Source organism: Flavobacterium gossypii (genome assembly GCF_014138495.1).
Taxonomy (GTDB): domain Bacteria; phylum Bacteroidota; class Bacteroidia; order Flavobacteriales; family Flavobacteriaceae; genus Flavobacterium; species Flavobacterium endophyticum.
Window position 1 is genome coordinate 2,105,091 of record NZ_JACJIS010000001.1, and the last position, 14,186, is coordinate 2,119,276.

General features: G+C 37.7%; 15 protein-coding genes. 3 read left to right on the forward strand and 12 right to left on the reverse strand.

Annotated elements, in window-relative coordinates:
* Positions 1-20 precede the first annotated feature (20 nt).
* The 3 genes from accD to tamL all read right to left on the reverse strand — a co-directional run bounded on the left by accD (position 21) and on the right by tamL (position 4,628).
* Positions 21-875 carry an acetyl-CoA carboxylase, carboxyltransferase subunit beta gene (accD, locus tag GGR22_RS09495; RefSeq protein ID WP_121376088.1) on the reverse strand — a complete coding sequence of 285 codons (855 nt, stop codon included), beginning with the start codon at positions 873-875 and terminating at the stop codon, positions 21-23.
* A gap of 71 nt (positions 876-946) precedes the next feature.
* Positions 947-2,014 carry a class II fructose-bisphosphate aldolase gene (fbaA, locus tag GGR22_RS09500; protein ID WP_121376089.1) on the reverse strand — a complete coding sequence of 356 codons (1,068 nt, stop codon included), beginning with the start codon at positions 2,012-2,014 and terminating at the stop codon, positions 947-949.
* A 49-nt stretch (positions 2,015-2,063) separates the two neighbouring features.
* On the reverse strand, positions 2,064-4,628 hold the full coding sequence (gene tamL, locus GGR22_RS09505; RefSeq protein ID WP_182493423.1) for a translocation and assembly module lipoprotein TamL: 2,565 nt from the start codon (positions 4,626-4,628) through the stop codon (positions 2,064-2,066).
* Positions 4,629-4,664: 36 nt separating this feature from the next.
* Between tamL and GGR22_RS09510 the strand changes: the two genes are divergently transcribed.
* Complete coding sequence (locus GGR22_RS09510) at positions 4,665-5,390, forward strand: TrmH family RNA methyltransferase (protein ID WP_182493424.1); 726 nt, start codon at positions 4,665-4,667, stop codon at positions 5,388-5,390.
* Positions 5,391-5,394: 4 nt separating this feature from the next.
* Here the strand turns inward: GGR22_RS09510 and porT are convergent, their stop codons facing one another.
* Positions 5,395-6,099, reverse strand: a complete 705-nt coding sequence (gene porT / locus GGR22_RS09515; RefSeq protein WP_121376091.1) for a type IX secretion/gliding motility protein PorT/SprT — start codon at positions 6,097-6,099, stop codon at positions 5,395-5,397.
* 2 nt (positions 6,100-6,101) lie between these two features.
* On the reverse strand, positions 6,102-6,833 hold the full coding sequence (gene ubiE, locus GGR22_RS09520; RefSeq protein WP_182493425.1) for a bifunctional demethylmenaquinone methyltransferase/2-methoxy-6-polyprenyl-1,4-benzoquinol methylase UbiE: 732 nt from the start codon (positions 6,831-6,833) through the stop codon (positions 6,102-6,104).
* A 199-nt stretch (positions 6,834-7,032) separates the two neighbouring features.
* Between ubiE and GGR22_RS09525 the strand changes: the two genes are divergently transcribed.
* A complete protein-coding gene (locus tag GGR22_RS09525; protein ID WP_220477633.1) occupies positions 7,033-7,350 on the forward strand; it encodes a hypothetical protein in 318 nt (105 codons plus the stop codon).
* 70 nt (positions 7,351-7,420) lie between these two features.
* Here the strand turns inward: GGR22_RS09525 and GGR22_RS09530 are convergent, their stop codons facing one another.
* The 7 genes from GGR22_RS09530 to GGR22_RS09560 all read right to left on the reverse strand — a co-directional run bounded on the left by GGR22_RS09530 (position 7,421) and on the right by GGR22_RS09560 (position 12,762).
* Entirely contained in the window at positions 7,421-7,903 is a 483-nt protein-coding gene (locus GGR22_RS09530) for a dihydrofolate reductase (protein WP_121376093.1), read from the reverse strand.
* Between the two features lie 14 nt (positions 7,904-7,917).
* Positions 7,918-8,256: a 2TM domain-containing protein gene (locus GGR22_RS09535; protein ID WP_121376094.1), complete on the reverse strand. Its 339-nt coding sequence runs from the start codon at positions 8,254-8,256 to the stop codon at positions 7,918-7,920.
* A 73-nt stretch (positions 8,257-8,329) separates the two neighbouring features.
* Complete coding sequence (locus GGR22_RS09540) at positions 8,330-9,268, reverse strand: energy transducer TonB (protein ID WP_182493426.1); 939 nt, start codon at positions 9,266-9,268, stop codon at positions 8,330-8,332.
* Positions 9,269-9,287: 19 nt separating this feature from the next.
* Positions 9,288-10,112 carry a thymidylate synthase gene (locus GGR22_RS09545; protein ID WP_121376096.1) on the reverse strand — a complete coding sequence of 275 codons (825 nt, stop codon included), beginning with the start codon at positions 10,110-10,112 and terminating at the stop codon, positions 9,288-9,290.
* Between the two features lie 48 nt (positions 10,113-10,160).
* On the reverse strand, positions 10,161-10,787 hold the full coding sequence (locus tag GGR22_RS09550) for a bifunctional nuclease family protein (RefSeq protein WP_121376097.1): 627 nt from the start codon (positions 10,785-10,787) through the stop codon (positions 10,161-10,163).
* A 154-nt stretch (positions 10,788-10,941) separates the two neighbouring features.
* Positions 10,942-11,910: an electron transfer flavoprotein subunit alpha/FixB family protein gene (locus GGR22_RS09555; protein ID WP_182493427.1), complete on the reverse strand. Its 969-nt coding sequence runs from the start codon at positions 11,908-11,910 to the stop codon at positions 10,942-10,944.
* A gap of 105 nt (positions 11,911-12,015) precedes the next feature.
* Complete coding sequence (locus GGR22_RS09560) at positions 12,016-12,762, reverse strand: electron transfer flavoprotein subunit beta/FixA family protein (protein WP_182493428.1); 747 nt, start codon at positions 12,760-12,762, stop codon at positions 12,016-12,018.
* 208 nt (positions 12,763-12,970) lie between these two features.
* Between GGR22_RS09560 and GGR22_RS09565 the strand changes: the two genes are divergently transcribed.
* Positions 12,971-14,155: an MFS transporter gene (locus GGR22_RS09565; protein ID WP_182493429.1), complete on the forward strand. Its 1,185-nt coding sequence runs from the start codon at positions 12,971-12,973 to the stop codon at positions 14,153-14,155.
* Positions 14,156-14,186: the final 31 nt, after the last annotated feature.

Sequence of the window (14,186 nt, forward strand, 5' to 3'; positions counted from 1 at the left end):
GCATCGGGATTTTTTATTTTTTATCGGATGGGATTGTTTAAGATCAGATCCAGATATAAATTAATTTTGTTTTTTAATTCTTTCCTTGGAGTGATAAAATCCAAAAATCCATGTTCTAAGACGAACTCTGCGGTTTGGAAACCTTCTGGTAAATCTTTTCCAGTGGTGTCTTTAACAACGCGAGGTCCTGCGAATCCAATTAATGCTCCTGGTTCAGAAATATTCACGTCGCCTAACATAGCGTATGAAGCCGTTGTTCCACCTGTCGTTGGATCGGTACATAAGGAGATATATGGAATTTTAGCTTCAGCCAATTGTGCTAATTTAGCCGAAGTTTTTGCCAACTGCATTAATGAATAAGCAGCTTCCATCATCCTTGCTCCTCCTGATTTTGAAATCATGACGAAAGGAATGTTATTTTTGATAGAATGGTCGATTCCTCTTGCGATTTTTTCTCCAACAACAGCACCCATAGAACCTCCAATGAAGGCAAAATCCATACAGCATACTACCAAATCTTTTCCTTTTGATTTTCCTACAGCTGTCCTTACCGCATCTTTCAATTTGGTCTTGTCCATTGCATCTTTTAATCGATCAGAATATTTTTTAGTATCCACGAAGTGAAGCGGATCTTTTGAAGTCATCTTGGCATCCAATTCCTTGAATTCGTTATTGTCGAACAAGATTTCAAAGTATTCCTTGCTTCCGATTCTAACGTGGAAACCATCTTCTGGGCTCACGTATAAATTTCTTGCTAGCTCATCTGCATCAACGATTTTTCCTGTCGGAGACTTATACCAAAGTCCTTTTGGAACATCTTTTTTGTCTTCTGTAGCGGTTGTGATTCCTTTTTCTGTTCTTTTAAACCAAGCCATAATATTTTTTAATTATGAATTATAAATTATGAATTAGGCGGTAACGCAATTCGTAATTTGCAATTTTGAATTTATAATGTATTTACGTTGTTCAGGTCTTTGAAAGCCTGCTCTAATCTTGTGTTGAAAGTAACCTCTCCTTCACGCATCCATTTTCTTGGATCATAGTATTTTTTGTTCGGCGCTTCAGGGCCTTCTGGGTTTCCGATTTGTGTTTTAAGGTAATCGATGTTTTTAACGATATAATCTCTGATTCCTTCTGTGAAAGCAAATTGCAAGTCGGTATCGATATTCATTTTAATGACTCCGTATCCGATTGCTTCTCTAATTTCTTCTAACGTCGATCCAGAACCTCCGTGGAAAACGAAATCAACAGGATTGTGTCCGGTATTGAATTTGTTTTGTACAAAGTCTTGGGAATTTTTAAGGATTTTCGGCGTAAGCTTAACGTTTCCTGGCTTGTATACGCCGTGTACGTTTCCGAAAGCCGCAGCAATTGTAAAACGCGGGCTGATTTTTAGAAGTTCTTCATACGCAAAAGCGACTTCTTCTGGCTGTGTGTATAATTTTGAGCTGTCAACATCAGAATTGTCTACCCCGTCTTCTTCTCCGCCTGTAATTCCAAGCTCGATTTCGAGAGTCATTCCAATTTTGCTCATTCTTTTTAAGTATTCTTTGCAGATCTCGATGTTTTCTTCGATCGGCTCTTCAGATAAGTCGATCATGTGCGAGCTGAAAAGAGATTTCCCGGTTTCTGCGAAATGTTTTTCAGAAGCATCTAGAAGTCCGTCAATCCAAGGTAATAATTTTTTTGCACAATGGTCGGTATGAAGGATAACAGTCGCTCCATAAGCTTCTGCTAAAGTATGTATGTGTTTTGCGCCAGCGATAGCTCCTGCAATTGCCGCTTTCTCATTTTCGTTAGATAAACCTTTTCCAGCGTTATAGATAGCACCGCCGTTTGAGAACTGAATGATAACTGGAGCTTTTAATTTTGCCGCCGTTTCTAGAACGCCATTGATTGTGCTTGACCCGGTTACGTTTACTGCTGGCAATGCAAATCCTTTTTCTTTTGCATAGTTAAAAATTTCCTGAACTTGATCGCCCGTTGCAACGCCTGGTTTTATATTATGAGCCATTGTGTTTTTTGTTTATAGTTAAAGACTACAAAAATAATAATTTCTGAAATTAGAATGGGTAATTAATTCCAATATTTAATACGGAGTGTCCTAAATTGTAATCTTTGAACCATCGATCTCCGACTTCTTTAGCAGGATCATAGGTCTTAAAGCCTATGTCCAGACGAATCACGAAGAAGTTAAAATCATATCGGAATCCAAATCCAGAACCTACAGCAATGTTTTCTAGAGAGCGTATTCCCGTAAAGGTTGATTTAGGATCTTTGACATTGTCTAGGACGTTCCAGATGTTGCCTACATCTCCAAAAATGGCACCGTTTAATTTGCCTAACATCTTAAATCGAAGCTCGACGCTGTATAAAAGTTTTAAGTTGGCTTCGTTAAAATCATTGATGCTGCCGCTGCTTCCTGGACCTAATCCGTAGGATTGCCAAGCTCTATTGTCGTTAGAACCACCTGCAAAATAACTTCGCGAAAAAGGAATATTGTCTGAATTACCATAAGGTATGGCGATACCCATAAAAGCTCTCATGGCCAAGACTCTGTTGCTCGATAAATCCCAATGTTTTATGAAATCGAGTTCTCCTTTAATGTATTGGGAATATTCAATTTCGAGAATAGTTTTGTTGCCAAGTGAATTTTTTGGCTGGTTTGCGAGATCCGAAAGCAGTCCCAAAAAGTTACCAGCAGATTCGATTTTTGTCTTGAAAATCCAAAAATTATTGTCTAGAAGATCCGTTTTTGTATTTTTTGTAAAAGTATAGCTGGAAGCAAAAATCAGGTTGTTTTCTGTCAGCCTTTCTTTTCTTTCAGAAATACTTTCAATAACTCTTAAATCTTCTGGTGTTGTTGTAATTGTAGGATTAGGGCCGATTACATCTTGGAGGAAGCCATTTGTTCCCGACTCAATAATTAAGTTTCCGTTGCTGAAATAGTCAGGGTCAACCTGGCCTGAATAATCATTTGCCAATTGATTTAACCTTCCATAGGACGAACGGTATACATTGAAATAATTCGCCTTGTTGATGTTTTTTACATATTGGATATTGAATAAGTCAAAACGTGAAGTCGTATTTCTTTTCGGAGTCCAGGTGTAATACATAGAGGCGGTCAGATTTTCTTTGTCCAGACCGATATTCTGCTGTTTTGCAAATCCGACGCTGAAAATCGTGTTCGGAATCATATTCTTAGCAATGATTTTGTCGGTATTGAATGGCGAAAAAAAGCGAGGTACATTCAGCTTTATATCAGCACCATATTCTGATAAATTGAAAAATACGTTATTGGGATTGGCGATTCCCAAATCTGTTGAAGAACCAATATTTCCCCTAAGAGAAAGTTCCAAGGTTTCAGCACCACGGAAAAGATTTCGAAAGGTTCCTGTCATGCTTCCCGAAATACCAAAATTTTGGATGTTAGAGTGGGTGACATCGGCAGAAGCGCCAAAGCTAAATTTCTTTCTCGGAGTCAAGTAGATGTTGGCAATCAAGGATGACTCGTTGACGTCTGTGGAATCTTCCACAAACTGGATATTCGGATAGTTGAAAACTCGAAGGTTGTTCAAAGATCTTGATGTTGCTGTTCTCCTGAAATCAGCATAATTGCTTCCTTTAGAAATAAAAATAGCATCGGTCAAAGCTTTTGGACGGTAGCGAAGTTTGTCTTTGCTGTAAATGTTGAAATTATTATAGGTAGCGCTATCTGCTACTTTCACCTTGTTGCTGCTTGAAGGGCTGTCGGTAAAAATATTTACTTCGCTTATTTTATAGAGCTTGAAAGGTTTTACAACTGTCGTATCTCCAACTCTGACGCTTCTGTCTGTTATCTTTAAATTGACATTCGTCTTATGGTTAGTGTCAATCGAATCACAGATAAAATTAATGTTTGTTGGCTGAAAATAATAGGCTCCGTTATTTCTGAAGTTGGTTGTAATTCGCTCACGTTCTGCTTCGAAATTTACAGATCGGAATTGTTCTCCTGGAATGATTAAAGACTTGTTTTTGTTTTTTTCATACAAAGAATCCAATGCTGGTGTTGCAATCTGTCTTGATAACGAGTCGATGATATAAGGCTTTCCTGTAATTACGGTATATTGTATCTGTCCTTTTTTATTAGGAAGCGTATCGATCTTATATGAAGTTTTTACGTTAAAAAATCCATTGTTGAAATAATAGGCACGTAATCTTGCCGTCGATTTTTTTGCTCTTGCTTCGTCGATGATAACAGGAGGCTCTCCGGTTCTTTTAAGGAAATTGTGGATACCCGAGTAGAAAAAAGATTTTCCCAGACGTTCTACCTGCTTTTTAGAAAGTAATTTAGACAGCCTTTCATATTTTTTTGGATTGGCTGCCATTTTTGCCTTGAAAGAAGAATCTGGATTTTGCTTTGCAAGATTATATAAATTCAATCGCAAATTATATCCCAAGATGGTACTATTGGGCTTTTGATACAGAAGATTGCCGATGGCCTCATCTTTTGTTATCCCATCGTTTACGATGATTTCATTCTTTTTTAAAAGCCTTTTTCCTTCTGGAACTCTTTTTACAGTGTTGCAGGCAGTCAATATAATTCCTATTAGAAATAATAGTGATATTTTTGTACTTATCTTTTTCAAGTGTCGCGGCATATTTAATTCAAAAATACATTTTTTATGGTTAGTAAAAACCAAATAAAACTAATAACGAGCTTACAGCAAAAAAAATTCAGGAAGGAACATAAATTATTTTTTGCCGAAGGGAAAAAAGTGATTCAAGAATTGATCCATTCTAATTTTTCTCTGGAATATTTGTTTTCTACTGCTGCTGTTTTCCCTGGCATTGGCCCTAAAAAGATACTCACTATTTCGGAAACTGAGTTAAAAAAAATAAGCGCCCTGACCACTCCGAATGATTGCCTTGCCGTTTTCAAGCAACCGGAATCCAAAAGTATAAATCCATCTGGATTGATTGTAGCTTTGGATGACATCCGAGATCCTGGGAATTTAGGGACGATAATACGATTGTGTGATTGGTTTGGCATTACAGAATTGGTTTGTTCGGAAGAGACGGCAGATATTTATAATCCTAAAGTGGTTCAAGCTACTATGGGTTCTATCGCACGAGTGAATGTGAATTATGTAAACCTTGAAAAATTCATAAACGAAACCCAGCTGCCTGTTTTTGGTACTTTTATGGACGGTGAGAATATTTATAAATCCACACTTCCAAAAGAAGGGATCATCATCATGGGCAATGAAGCCAACGGAATTTCGCCTCAGATTGAGAAAGCGGTTAAAAATAGACTTACGATTCCAAGATTTGGCGATTTACAGCAGACAGAAAGCTTGAATGTGGCTACAGCAACCGCAATTATCTTAAGTGAATTTAAAAGGAATTAAACTTTTATTGGAAAGTAAAATTCACGAAAACGCCTCTGGTTCTCATCGCTTCGATGTTGCTTGTCCAAGGACTGTTTGGGTCGTTGTCACGGATTAACTCGTCATTTAGTCCGAAAACACCTCTAATAGAAGGAGAAAACTTAAAGTACTCTAAGTATAAGTCCACACCAAATCCTAATTCGTAGTTATTTGTCCATTGCTTCATTCGGAATCGGTTGTTCACGTTATCCTCTTTAGATTTCGAATTACTTCCTAAGTTTAGAGAAGTTGAAACACCGCCAACTAAGAAAGGACGGACATTTCCTGTTCGTAAAGCAGAAAATTTCACTAGCAAGGGGAAATGGATATACGTTGATTTTACTTGTCTCAAGGCATCGCTTTCATTGGCAAAGCCAGGGAAAAGCAAATCCCTCTGAGTATAATATAGTCCTGGTTCAAATCGTAGGTCGATATGTTCATGCAGTCTTAAGTTTCCAATAAGCCCTACATTGAAACCGGTAGTTCCTTTTACTTGGATGTCTTTTCCAGGCTCTTTATAGTCAAATTTGAAATCATAAGCGTTAAATCCAAGGAAATATCCCCAGTGGACGCGCTGCTTATCCCAGTTTTCCAAATTGATAATCGGATCCTTGCTGAATAGGTTGGTGCCGAACTGCGCTTGGCTATTCAGTGATAGGGATAGAAGAAGAATGGCAAATATTTTTTTCATACTTATTTCTTAGATGCAGAATAAATTGTTGCAACTCCAAAAGTTTGTGGCTGATCTGCAACTTCTATAAACCCAATTTTTCTCAAAATATTGTTCAAGGCTTCTCCATAAGGAAAAACTGAGGCTGATTCTGATAGATAGCCATAGGCGGCATTGTCTTTAGAGAATAGCTTTCCTATTAATGGGAGAATGTTTTTTGTGTAGAAATTATAGAACTGCTTATAAGGTGATTTTGTCGGATTTGAAGTTTCTAAAATAACAAAAACTCCGTCTGGTTTCAAGACACGCAGGATTTCTGAAAGTCCTTTTTCGAGATGCTCAAAATTTCGCACTCCGAAAGCAACGGTGATAGCATCGAAGGAATTGTCTTCAAAAGGCATGTTTTCTGAATCTGCCTGAATCATTTCGATTTTGCCAGAAAGGTTTTTTGCTGCGATTTTTTTTCTCCCTACCTCCAGCATTCCGGCCGAAATATCAAGGCCGATAATTTTTGTAGCATTGGTCTGAGAAAGTAAAATGGCCAAATCTCCAGTTCCTGTGGCAATATCTAGAATTGTATCTGGCTTTTTTGCAGCTACGATTTTCAATACTTTTTTACGCCATTTGATATCAATACCAAAAGAGATGACGCGGTTCAATCCATCATATTTTCCAGAAATCGTGTCAAACATTTGTTCAACCTGTTCTTTTTTTCCTAACGATGAATCTTTATAGGGAGTGATATTCTCTGACATTTTCAATAGTTTGCGCAAAGATAAACTATTCTTATGCGATTACAAAAACATCGTTCGATATGCGTTTAGGGTATTGCAAAAACAAATGAACAAAAGGTCACTAAATTAGGTTAGATAAAAATTTACCAGAATTAGGCGATTGTGCCGCATTTATATATTGTGCAATTTTACACTATGTTAAACAATTAAATTCAATAGCATGTTTTCAAGACTATTAATAGCGGAACTGAAATGGATACTACTGGCACTAGCTATCTCATTTTTTCTTGTGAACAGTATCAACGGCGGAGTTTTTAGGAATGACGCTGAAATTGGGGTGCCACAAACGTTCTTAGGGTTAAATTTGTTTTTGGAAATTTTAGTTTTTTTCGTTTTTAGTACCTTTGTGGTATTTGGTATTAAAGGCTTTTTTGAGATGTATTCTCGAAAATTTGCCAATGTCATTATCTTCATCTCTGGAGTTTTGATGGCGGCACTAATATTTATTTTAAGTTATCAGATACTGTCTATAGAATAAGCTATTTTCTAGAGAACCTATTGAAAGTTTAACTAGACATCCTGAAATTTTTTTCAGGATGTTTTTTTTGCTATTTTCTGGCGTAAGTCTGGTAGCTGAAATCAACTAAATGTTTTTCATCGGTAGGATGGTATTCTTCCGAAATCAGTTCCCATTCATTTCTATCTATTTCTGGGAAAAAAGCATCGGCCTCAAAAGATTCGTGGACTCTCGTAAGTTCGATAATATCTGTGAAAGGCATTCCCAAGTTGTAAATCTCGCCGCCTCCAATGATAAACACATCTTCCTCTTTAGGGCAGGCTTCGATGGCGTTTTCCATACTGTCGACCACAATGCATCCGGCAGGATTGTATCCTTTTTGACGGGTTATGATGACATGTGTACGGTTGGGTAATGGTTTCGGGAAGCTTTCAAACGTTTTTCTTCCCATGATGATATAATGTCCTGAAGTAATTTCTTTAAATCTTTTGAAATCGTCTGGCAAATGCCAAAGTAGGTTGTTGTCTTTGCCTAAAGCATTATTCTCTGCGGCAGCAGCAATTATAGTAATCATTAGGATTGCGTATTTTAAGATTGGGTATTATTGTCCACTTTAGACTGCAATTGCTGTATTTTTCGTTCTTGTTTGGCGACAAGCTTGTCAATTTGGGCTCTTTCCCAGTTTTTATTCATGAAGCTGTCGGTAATAAACACGCGGATAAAGTGAAGAATAAAAATAAATGCCCAAATGAGTATGGCCCATACATCCCAATTCGAGCCAGGATAGATATCAAGGTCTAAAACTCTGTGAATGATGACGAAAAAAATGCTTCCGACAAAAAATAAGACAAAGTGAAAATACAAGCGCTTTTTCTGCTTCATCCTGCCGCGGGCATATTCGTAGAGTTCGTGTTGGTTATTTTCCATACAATAGAAATTTGATTTTAAAGATAGGATTTATTTTTAAAATTAAAAAATAGGGTGTGGAAAGAATGTTTTATTATTCAAAGCTGAGCGCAATCGGAAGAGCGAAAGAAACTCGGGCAAATATTCCTCGAACTTTCCCTGGTTTCCAATCTTTATACGCTTTTACAACGCGAATTCCTTCGCGGTCTAATTTTTCGTCTAGACTTTTCACCACCTTTATGTCGGCAACGGAACCGTCTTTTTCAATTACAAAACTTAGCATTATCTTGCCTTTAAGCGTACCGTTTATTCTTCCGGGATTATAATTTTTAGAGACAAACTTATAGAAATCTTGTATTCCTTTATAAGGTTGGGGAGTTTCTATGATTTTTGTGTACGGATATTTTTTATGGTCTGCGTCAGTAGTTTCGCCAGAAACAAAGTTTCCACCTTCATAAATTTCTACAAATGAAGTTTTAGCTTCTGGGTTGCTACCTTTCCAATCGCCTTCTTTCAGGCCATTTTTTATTGCGCCGCTAAATTTTGCTCCGTAAGATTCGTCTTCATAAGTTCCATTTCCATCTTTGACGGTCTGTTTTCCCTTGGCATCATAAAATTGGTTGATTCTTAAATTGCCGACTGATTTTTCGGTTTCAAAATATTCGCCATCCATTTCCAATTTTCCGTTTTCATGCCAAGTTTTGTGAGGGCCGGTTGGAGTTGATTTATTATAGCTTCCTTCGCTTTTCTTGTTGCCGTTTTCATAATAGGTGGTGAATTTGCCTATTTTGTTAAAGCCAAGACTATCGACAGTTTTTCCTTCGCCGTATAATTTTCCGGAGCGGTAATAATTTTTTACATCATAGGTCTCGCTCGGGATATTGTAATTTTTTACGATTTTAAAATATTTATAATCTTCTTTGTCCGTTGAACGTTCCAAAGAATCTAAAAATATCTTTTTATCGTTTCCGTTTTGGGCCAATAGAAAAACAGGCATCATTAGAAATAATGCTGAAAGTAGAGTCGATTTCATGAAAAAATAGGAATTAATTTTAAACAGCAACTGCGCCTTTGATGTGTGGGTGCGGTTCATAACCTTCCAAAGTAAAATCTTCGAATTTAAAGTCGAAAATATTTTTGACTTCCGGATTTAGAATCATTTTTGGAAGCGGTTTCGGGTCGCGGGAAAGCTGTAACTCTAATTGTTCGATGTGATTGTTGTAAATGTGCGCATCACCAAAAGTATGGATGAAGTCTCCTGGTTTCAAATCACACACTTGTGCAATCATCAAGGTCAACAGTGCGTAAGAAGCAATGTTGAACGGAACGCCCAAAAAGATATCAGCGCTTCTTTGGTATAATTGGCAGGATAATTTTCCGTCGGCTACATAAAATTGGAAAAAAGCATGGCACGGCGGAAGCGCAACTTTTCCGTTGGCTACATTTTCTGCGAAAGATTTTGAAGTATCTGGCAAAACAGAAGGGTTCCATGCTGAAACTAGCATTCTCCTGCTATTCGGATTTGTTTTTAAGATTTCAATCAACTCAGTAATTTGGTCGATTTCTTCGCTGTTCCAGTTTCGCCATTGGTGCCCGTAAACAGGTCCTAGCTCTCCATCTTCGTTTGCCCAATCATCCCAGATTTTTACTCCGTTTTCTTTTAGGTAAGCAATATTGGTTTCGCCTTTTAAAAACCACAATAATTCGTGGACAATAGACTTGAGATGCAATTTTTTGGTAGTAACCATAGGAAAGCCTTCGGCTAAATCAAAACGCATCTGGTAGCCAAAAACACTTTTTGTTCCAGTTCCGGTTCTGTCTCCTTTTTGCGTTCCTGTTTCAAGAACGTGTTTTACTAGGTCTAAATATTGTTGCATCTTTTCTGACTTTAGGCTTGAGTTTTACTGGGTTCTTTGCGAAATTATTTAAGATTCTCTTTTGCTAATTTCGTCTCGAATTTTCGCGGCTTTTTCATAATCTTCATTCTGGACGGCTGTTTCTAGCTGTTCGTGAAGTTCTGATAAGCTGAATTTGGTGTATGCTTCTCCCGCTTCGTTCGATTCTTCCATTCCAAAGGTTTCGGGGTTTGAAAGCACATCGTCTAATTCTTGGCTTTGGTTTTCGGTTTCTTGCGGATTCGTTTTCAAGAAAATTCCAGCTTTGTCCAAAATGTTTTTGTAAGTGAAAATCGGAGCGCTGAAACGCAGTGCCAAAGCTATGGCGTCTGAAGTTCGGGCATCGATGATTTCCTCAATTTTATCTCTTTCGCAAATAATACTGGAATAAAAAACGCCGTCGACGAGCTTGTGGATGATTACCTGCTTGACGACAATATCAAATCTTTCAGCGAAATTTTTGAATAAGTCATGAGTCAGCGGCCTTGGCGGTTTTATTTCTTTTTCTAAGGCAATAGCAATTGATTGAGCCTCAAAAGCACCAATAACAATCGGTAGTTTTCGCTCTCCGTCCACTTCATTTAAAATCAGCGCATAGGCGCCATTCTGTGTTTGGCTGTATGAAATTCCTTTTATGGTTAGTTTTACTAAACTCATTATTAAGGTCTATGTTTGTTTTTTGTTGTTTTCTAAAATGAATGGCTTTTAGTGATTGTAAAAAGCTTTAAAAAAATGAAAAAGGGCTATCTAAACTCGGATATTCCTATCTAAATTTAGATAGCCCTAATATGGGCACAATTTAAAAAATTATTTACGAATTATTCGCCTTGAATTCTTTTAATTTTTCTGTCAGTTTTGGAACGATTTCAAATGCATCTCCAACAACGCCATAATCGGCTACTTTAAAGAACGGCGCATCTGGATCTTGATTGATAACAACTTTTACTTTTGAAGAGTTGATTCCCGCGATATGCTGGATAGCACCAGAAATACCAATAGCAATATAAAGGTTTGTAGCTACAGGTTTTCCTGTTTGTCCAACGTGCTCGCTATGAGGTCTCCATCCTAAATCTGAAACTGGTTTTGAACAAGCGGTAGCAGCTCCTAAAACAGCAGCAAGATCTTCCAGCATTCCCCAGTTTTCAGGTCCTTTTAGGCCTCTTCCTCCAGAAACTACAACTTCTGCATCGGCAATAGTTACTTTTCCAGTTACTTTTTCAACGTTTTCTACTTTTACTCCGAAGTCAGCGTCACCAATTGATGGCGAGAAATCTTCTTGAGTCAATGAAGAAGCACTTTCAAATACGCCATATGAGTTTTTAGCCAATCCTAAGACTTTTACTTCTGTGTTGATTTCTGTAATATTGAATGCTTTATTTGAAAAAGCATTTCTTTTTACTTGGAAAGGAGAAGTACTCACCGGCAATCCTACTACGTTTGAAGCATAACCTGCATTAAGCGAAACGGCAACAAGCGGAGCCAAATAAAGGCTGTCTGTTGTTGAAGAAAGCAGGATTACTTTTGTGTTTTCTTTTTGGGCAGCTTGCTTGATCACATCAGCATAAGCTTTAGCAGTAAATTTTGATAATTTATCATCATTTACTTTTAAGACTTTGTCTACTCCGTATTTTGATAGTTCAGAAACATCGCCAGCATTGATTGTAACGGCTGTAACAGTTGTTCCTAAAGATTCTGCTACTTTTTTACCGTATGAAGCCAATTCGAAAGCAACTTTCTTGAATTTTCCTTCTGCAGATTCTGCGTATATTAATATTGACATGATACTTTATGATTTGTGATTTATGATTTATGAAAGCAAATCTTAAATCGTTATTTTTTAATTTTACTGTTTTTACAACTAAAATCTGAAATCTAAAATCTCAAATTATATAACTTTTGCTTCGTTATGCAATAGGTTGATAAGCTCGTCTAAGTTGTCTGGGCTGATTAGTTTTACCGCTGATTTTGGAGCTGGTTTTTCAAATTTTACCGCTTTTGTGTTAGAATCAGCTGCAACCGGCTCAAGAATGGTCAAGGCTTTTGTTCTTGCTGTCATGATTCCTCTCATGTTTGGAATACGCAAGTCTTTTTCTTCTACCAAGCCTTTTTGTCCACCAATGATTAATGGCAATGTCGTAGCAACAGTTTCTTTTCCTCCATCGATTTCACGAACTGCTTTTACGTTGTTTCCGTCAACAGTCAAGTTGATGCATGAGTTTACGAAATTTGAGTTTGTCAATCCCGCAATCATTCCTGGAACCATTCCTCCGTTATAATCTAGAGATTCTTTTCCAGCAATTACCAAATCATAGTTGCCACTTTTGATTACTTCTGCTAATTGTTTGGCAACAAAGAAACCGTCAGTTGGATTCGCATTCACACGGATAGCTTCGTTAGCTCCGATTGCTAATGCTTTTCTTAAAGTTGCTTCTGTTTCTGGGCCTCCAACGTTGACTACAGTAACATTAGCGCCTTGCTGCTCTTGGAACCAGATTGCTCTTGTCAAGCCGAATTCATCGTTAGGATTGATTACAAATTGTACTCCGTTTGTGTCAAATTCTGAATCGCCATTCGTAAAGTTGATTTTTGAAGTAGTATCAGGAACGTGACTGATGCAAACTAATATTTTCATTTTATATAAAATTATAGTGTTGATATTTAGGCTCCGAAATTAAACATTATAATTGAAATAAAAAACTATGCATGCATAATATTTTGATAATATCTTTAGAACTTTTTCGTTTTCGTTGTGGATTTGAGAATATTGTGAGAAAATTGAAAAGTTATATCGATAGTAACTGCGTTTAAGTTTGGTATCTTTGCGCTTTTAAAAGTTCCCAATGAATACCTCTGCCCAAAAGCCTAATCCTATATATAATGTTCATTTCGGATTAGTATGCTTAAGCTCCTTGTTGTTTTCTGCAAGTTTTAATATGCTGATTCCAGAATTGCCAGAATACTTGAGCAGTATGGGCGGTGCGGAATACAAAGGATTGATTATTGCGCTTTTTACATTAACTGCAGGAATTTCTCGTCCGTTCAGCGGAAGGCTGACAGATACTTTGGGAAGAGTTCCGGTAATGGCGGTGGGTTCTATCGTGTGTTTTGTCTGTGGTATTCTTTATCCGGTATTGGGAACTGTTTCAGGATTTTTATTCTTGAGATTGGTTCACGGATTTTCTACGGGTTTTAAACCCACGGCAACTGCGGCTTATGTTGCCGATATCATTCCGCGAGAGCGCTGGGGCGAAGCTTTGGGCATCCATGGGCTTTGCTTTAGTACGGGAATGGCTATCGGTCCGGCTATCGGAAGTACGATCAAATTGCACTTTTCAATGGACATGTTGTTTTACGCATCTTCTGCCTTTGCGCTTTTGTCTATCATTATTTTAATGAACATGAAGGAGACCTTGCAGCACAAACACCGTTTTAGCCTTCATGTTTTGAAGATTTCACGAAAAGATATCATTGCTAAAGAAGTATTGCCAGCGGCAGTCGTTACTTTCCTGTCTTATATGGCTTATGGGGTAATCTTGACGCTGATTCCGGATTGGAGTCAGTTTCTGGGAATTGCCAACAAAGGGATGTTTTTTATGGTTTTCACGATTACGTCGTTGCTGATTCGTTTTGGTGCCGGAAAAGCTTCAGACAAGTACGGACGCCTGAAACCGATGAGTATAGGGCTGGGAATCTTAATTATTTCCTTGATTGTTGTCGCTTTTTCTGATTCTATCGCTGGCCTTCTGACGGGAGCGGCTTTGTATGGAATCGCAACGGGAATTGTTTCGCCTGCTTTAAATGCATGGACGGTCGATATGAGCTATCCTGAGCATCGAGGTAAGGCTATGGCTACGATGTATATTGCTCTTGAAGCTGGGATTGGCCTTGGAGCTTTATTTGCAGGCTGGATATACCAAGATGTAATTGCTAAAATTCCGATGATAATGTATTTGAGTGCCGGAACGACTTTCTTGGCTCTGGCTTATGTTTGGTTTTTCATTAGAAAAAATAAAGCCACAGTGTAGTGTGGCTTTTGCTTTCGATATTATAATTTGG

Bases quoted from the DNA above. Each gene is read 5' to 3' on its own strand.
- GGR22_RS09525 (WP_220477633.1), top strand. From the start codon at position 7,033: ATGTTTTCAAGACTATTAATAGCGGAACTGAAATGGATACTACTGGCA.
- GGR22_RS09565 (WP_182493429.1), top strand. From the start codon at position 12,971: ATGAATACCTCTGCCCAAAAGCCTAATCCTATATATAATGTTCATTTC.
- GGR22_RS09535 (WP_121376094.1), bottom strand. From the start codon at position 8,256: ATGGAAAATAACCAACACGAACTCTACGAATATGCCCGCGGCAGGATG.
- GGR22_RS09510 (WP_182493424.1), top strand. From the start codon at position 4,665: ATGGTTAGTAAAAACCAAATAAAACTAATAACGAGCTTACAGCAAAAA.
- ubiE (WP_182493425.1), bottom strand. From the start codon at position 6,833: ATGTCAGAGAATATCACTCCCTATAAAGATTCATCGTTAGGAAAAAAA.
- GGR22_RS09545 (WP_121376096.1), bottom strand. From the start codon at position 10,112: ATGCAACAATATTTAGACCTAGTAAAACACGTTCTTGAAACAGGAACG.
- porT (WP_121376091.1), bottom strand. From the start codon at position 6,099: ATGAAAAAAATATTTGCCATTCTTCTTCTATCCCTATCACTGAATAGC.
- GGR22_RS09540 (WP_182493426.1), bottom strand. From the start codon at position 9,268: ATGAAATCGACTCTACTTTCAGCATTATTTCTAATGATGCCTGTTTTT.
- GGR22_RS09560 (WP_182493428.1), bottom strand. From the start codon at position 12,762: ATGAAAATATTAGTTTGCATCAGTCACGTTCCTGATACTACTTCAAAA.
- GGR22_RS09530 (WP_121376093.1), bottom strand. From the start codon at position 7,903: ATGATTACTATAATTGCTGCTGCCGCAGAGAATAATGCTTTAGGCAAA.
- fbaA (WP_121376089.1), bottom strand. From the start codon at position 2,014: ATGGCTCATAATATAAAACCAGGCGTTGCAACGGGCGATCAAGTTCAG.
- GGR22_RS09555 (WP_182493427.1), bottom strand. From the start codon at position 11,910: ATGTCAATATTAATATACGCAGAATCTGCAGAAGGAAAATTCAAGAAA.
- GGR22_RS09550 (WP_121376097.1), bottom strand. From the start codon at position 10,787: ATGAGTTTAGTAAAACTAACCATAAAAGGAATTTCATACAGCCAAACA.
- accD (WP_121376088.1), bottom strand. From the start codon at position 875: ATGGCTTGGTTTAAAAGAACAGAAAAAGGAATCACAACCGCTACAGAA.